Here is a 5,023-nt window from a genome sequence, read left to right on the forward strand (position 1 = left end):
GCTACTCGTATGCATTTTCCATAGTTAAGGAAAGTATTTATCAAATTATATTTTTTGGGAGCTGTTATTTTGCCACCCCGCCGCAGCGGGCTGCTGTAACTAAAAAAGGGCAGCATTCTAAGTTTTAAAATTCGTGTTTCAAACCTTTATATTTATTAGAATCGAATTATGAAAGAGGTCTATTCTTGTTCCATATATTTATTTTTTTGTTTTCTTCGCCTTGGCAGCATTTTTCAATGCTTCTTTTTCCAAGTTTTCCTGTATCCTAAATTTCACTATATCTGTAATCAATTTTGTTGGCAGAGATTTGTCTACGGGGAATTGAATGGTGCCTTTAGAAAGTTTATAATCTTTTAGTTTGTCTTTGAACGAAGCTATAGCACCGGGCATGGCATAAAAGCCATAATGATTTTTATAAGCCGCATAGTATAATAACATACCATGAAGCTTATATGCAGGCATTCCATAACTTATTACTTCTTCGGCTTTCGGAGCTGCTTTTTTAACTAGTTCTCTAAGTTTTTTTAAAGCCGTTTGCTGTGGCTCGGGCTGCATGGCTATGTATTCATCGACAGTTGAGATTTGTACTTTTTCTTTTTGCATATAATTCACTAATAAATAATTAATTTATTATCTAATAACATGCTAAAATTCACAAAGTATTTTCTACCTTGATAACCGACAGTAGCGTAATTCACAATAATAATTGTCTTTTCCCTTAACTTTTTATATTTATTAAAAATAAAACAATTTCCAGCTTCTATTAATTCGCCTATCCTATAATTTAATCTTTCTGATAAATCATTATTTCGAGCAATACCTGCAGCATTAATAATTTTTTTTATTGTGTCAGCCAATATATATTTAAATAGAAGACTATCATCCTTTAAATCAGAATGAGTAGCCGTCCAAATTTTCATATTAGTATAAAAAGATTTATAGTTTGTTAAAACCTGAAAACTATCAGTTTCAATAAGTAATACAAGCTTTGTTTTACTTATTTTACTCGAATCAAGTAGTTTGACTGTACGCTTATTTATCGTCTCTTGACCGCGTGATTTTAGTGAAAGAAATATTAATATAATTGATATATATTTCATTAACTTTTTCTACTCATTATTTCCCATCAAACATCACAGGAATACTCAACCCAATACTATTATCTTTACCATCATCTAACTTCAACCACACACTATATCCCGCTGGCGTTGCTACAAGATTTTTTGTTGTGAAATTGATAGCTCCTGTGCCGTTTGTGACGGTAGTTTTTGCATTGGTTTCTTTTACAATATTCCCCTTATTGTCCACTACTCTTAACGTATAGTTTATATTATTTCCTATATCTTTTAGTTGTTCCAAATTAAATTTATAATCGGTATTGGCAGCTAGATGGAAAAGGTTTGCCTCCTTTTTTGTTGCGGTTTCTATAATCGTAAATTTTCCAATATAAGCTCCCACATAACCACCCATAATACCAACGCCCAACGAAGAATGTGAACTTGAAATATTATTATGAATTGCGGTATTTGCTGCCATAGTGAACGGGAATATAATAAATGCTTCGGCGGTACCGCGTTTATCAAAAAAACGTACTTTCACCGTGTATTTCTGCCCATATTTTAGGATGGTAGTATCTGTAAAACCTAGGGTCATGGACAAGGATTTGAGATACTCCAGAGGCAATCCTTTTTTGCTGTCTTTATACAAATCTTCAGCTTCGCCCAAAGATGAATCTTTGTCATTATATAATCCAAATCCTAGTCCTGAAAATGCATTGTCCTCATCATCGACACAAAAACCTTTGGGCTCAAGCAATTTTAATTTAATAGATTCGATGCCTAGCTTTGGTCCTGTAATAAATCCATTACCCTCTTCTGGTTTCAGTTCAAATTTATTATATGATAATCCTTTGCATATAAATATAGCTCCAGTAAATGGATCCACTTCTATATTGCCATATCTATAAGGCTCTGTTGGACAAGGTTTAACAAGGTTTTTTGTCCATTCGCAAGCCAATTCTTTTGCCTCTGCTTTTCCTGTTTTATCAAGTTCGTACGATTTTTGATAATCGCTACATGCCAAATCTTTCTTTTCCATCTTTGTATAACAGTCACCACGATATTTCCATAACTCAGCTTCACTTTTTTCCAGTTCCAAACCTTTATCAAAATCTTTTAATGCTAAGGAATATTCACTTAATTTTGTGTAACAACGACCTCTATTTCTGTAAAACTTCCAATTGGCAGGGTCTAATTTAATAGCTTCGGTATAATCTTTTATTGCCTCCACATATTTTTCACTTTCACGGTAGGCATCTCCTCTATACCAGTATCCTTTCGATTGGCTTGGGTCGGTGGCAATGGCTTTGCCAAAATAGTCGATGGCCTTCTCATAATCCATCGAATTATAATATTCATCACCTTGGGTGATAAGGCTATCAAAACTCTGGGAACTTACTATATAGTTTACAAATAAAAAGAATAAAAACAATAGGTGTTTTTTCATGGTATTAATTATTTAGCTTGGCAAAGCTAGAAGGAAATAACTGAAAAACAAAAGTCTATAGCATTAAGCCGTATTCTTTACTCAATAATATTCTATAAGCCGCTCATCTTCTCTCACTGGCATATTTTCTATATTCAACTCGGTCATTTTTATCCAATTATTATTTTTATCGTATTCAAATTTGAATGTAGATTTTGTGCTCAAACCTCCATCTGCCCTATACCTGTTTGCCTCGGTGGTATTTCCATAAGCATCATATTTATATAGAGACTTAGCAACTAATGTATCTATTGCGTCATACATTACTAATTCAGTCATATTATTTTTGTCATCATATTTTCTGGTAAATTTTTGTATAACGCTTCCATCAGGGTTATAATAATTCAACCCTATTTCATTGCCCCGGGCATCATATTTATAAGTTGCTCTGGCATTTAAACTACCATCCGGTTTATATTCATTATATTCTATCTCATTGCCTGCCGCATCGTACTTTTTGATTGCTGTACCGTACAGACTACTATCGGCTTTATGTATCGAAATTTCTATTTGATTTCCTTGGTCATCATATTTATAGGCATAATATTTTTCCAAACTACCGTCGGGAAAATATTCACTGCTGCTTATCCTATGGCCGTTTTCATCATACACAGGTACGGATTTTTTTTTCCAACCTCCATTTAAATTATTTACCACAAACTCGGTTACCATACCCTTTTCGTTATACTTATATATAGATTTGGAAACCAAATCTCCTTTAACAGCCCCTATCTCTTGACGTGTATATGAATAACTATTAAAAGTTACTCCCTTAACTTTGCCTATCAGTTTAACTTTTGTTAAATCAGATTTAATTTTTCGATTATTCTCTGTACAAGAAAACATCAGGAAACATATACAGATTGGTATTATAATTTTAGCGTTTTTGTGCATGAAATTTATTTGGTTAGTTTGCAAATATAATACTTTACCATTACTTACCATGTGCAGCCTGCATCATTTTATGCGATAATTCCTTGCCCAGCCATCGGTCTATGATACCATGTACCAAATATATAACAGGGGTCATGAGTAAAGCTATCACAAATTTATATATATAATTCATGGTGGCAATGGCAAGTACCCTTTCCAAAGGCCAGTCGTTGCCTATATAAAAAGCAATATACAATACCACAAAACTATCCACTAACTGCGATACCAAAGTGGAACCAGTGCTTCGTAGCCATATATATTTCTCACCCGTAGCCCGTTTTATTCGGTGAAAAATAGAAACATCCAGCAACTGACCAATAAGAAAAGCAACCATACTTCCTGCAATTATCCATAGACCTTGCCCATAAACACTATTATAAGCTATATCCATATTTAGGTCTCCCTTCATAATCCAAAAACCTGCAGGTTGTAGTTTCATGGCCCCAAAAACCATTACAAAACTATATAATATCATAGCAATGGCTAAGTAACTGTAAAACCGCACGGCTTTGCTACCAAAGTATTCGTTGATTATATCAGTCATTACAAACACAAGTGGCCACAGAAGCACACCCGCAGTGAGATTGAATGACAGATGTTCGCTACCTAGCAGACTGATATCGAATGGGTTGATGCCCAAGGTGCCTTCCAAAGAAAATATTTTGGCTCCAATAAATTCTGCCACCAAAGCATTGGTAATAAAGAATGAACCCAATATGAGGAATAAAGTATTTCGCTTGTGTGAGTCGGTATCTGTAAAGTTCATGTATCTATTTTTGGCCTTGCAACTTAAACCCAAATCAATTAATAGAAAATACCTTATAATTAACTAATTCATTTTCTTTTGCTTACGTTTGTGCATCACCTAAGGTTTTAATTAAGGCTAAAACACAAATGGCAAAAAACTGTTCTTTAGAATTAATGAATTATTTAGCACACCTTTTTTTAAGCGGAAGTGAAGACCCTATCATTATTGGGAATTTCATAGCCGACCATGTGAAAGGCAGACAAATAGACCACATAGATAAGGAAATTTCAAAAGGCATACACATGCATAGAGCTATTGATGCTTTTACCGACACTCATCACATTGTATTGCAAACCAAGGATCGGCTCCGGCACACACAAAGCAAATACACACCAGTGGTGGCCGATGTATTTATGGATCATTTTCTGGCCAGTAAATTTGATGAATTCAGCCCTACGCCTCTCGATATTTTTGCGGATAATGTGTTTCAAATTCTTAAAGCCAATGAAAATATGTTGCCATTGCGTACACAAAATATGCTGGTATATATGCAAAATGAAAATTGGCTCACCGCCTATAGAACAATAGCTGGGATGGATTTTATTCTGAAAGCCATGTCACGCCGCACCAATTTCCCTTCCAATATGGCCACCGCAGCCGATGATTTGGAAAGAGATTATTTATTTTACGAAAAGGATTTTGAAGTGTTCTTCCCCCAACTGCAAGCCTTTTGCAAGGATTATTTGAAGAATATATGATAATTGCTTCTTCTTTTTTTAAGTAATAAAACACTTGGAA

6 protein-coding genes are annotated in these 5,023 nt (G+C 34.3%); 1 reads left to right on the forward strand and 5 read right to left on the reverse strand.

Annotation, left to right across the window (positions count from 1 at the left end; translation table 11 throughout):
* Window positions 1-198: 198 nt before the first annotated feature.
* From SGJ10_03175 to SGJ10_03195, 5 genes are all read right to left on the reverse strand, one after another.
* Complete coding sequence (locus SGJ10_03175; protein ID MDZ4757127.1) at window positions 199-603, reverse strand: DUF1801 domain-containing protein; 405 nt, start codon at window positions 601-603, stop codon at window positions 199-201.
* An 8-nt stretch (window positions 604-611) separates the two neighbouring features.
* Window positions 612-1,100: a hypothetical protein gene (locus tag SGJ10_03180; protein MDZ4757128.1), complete on the reverse strand. Its 489-nt coding sequence runs from the start codon at window positions 1,098-1,100 to the stop codon at window positions 612-614.
* A gap of 16 nt (window positions 1,101-1,116) precedes the next feature.
* Window positions 1,117-2,505, reverse strand: coding sequence for a tetratricopeptide repeat protein (locus SGJ10_03185; GenBank protein MDZ4757129.1), 1,389 nt, complete (start codon window positions 2,503-2,505; stop codon window positions 1,117-1,119).
* Window positions 2,506-2,586: 81 nt separating this feature from the next.
* Window positions 2,587-3,489 carry a hypothetical protein gene (locus tag SGJ10_03190; protein MDZ4757130.1) on the reverse strand — a complete coding sequence of 301 codons (903 nt, stop codon included), beginning with the start codon at window positions 3,487-3,489 and terminating at the stop codon, window positions 2,587-2,589.
* The gene (locus SGJ10_03195; GenBank protein MDZ4757131.1) at window positions 3,479-4,243 is read right to left on the reverse strand and encodes a queuosine precursor transporter; all 765 of its coding nucleotides are present in this window, start codon (window positions 4,241-4,243) and stop codon (window positions 3,479-3,481) included. Before SGJ10_03195 ends, SGJ10_03190 begins: the two co-directional genes overlap by 11 nt.
* A 155-nt stretch (window positions 4,244-4,398) precedes the next feature.
* Between SGJ10_03195 and SGJ10_03200 the strand changes: the two genes are divergently transcribed.
* Window positions 4,399-4,983: an ACP phosphodiesterase gene (locus tag SGJ10_03200; protein MDZ4757132.1), complete on the forward strand. Its 585-nt coding sequence runs from the start codon at window positions 4,399-4,401 to the stop codon at window positions 4,981-4,983.
* The last annotated feature ends 40 nt before the right edge of the window (window positions 4,984-5,023 follow it).

Source organism: Bacteroidota bacterium, from assembly GCA_034439655.1.
GTDB lineage: Bacteria > Bacteroidota > Bacteroidia > UKL13-3 > UKL13-3 > CANJUD01.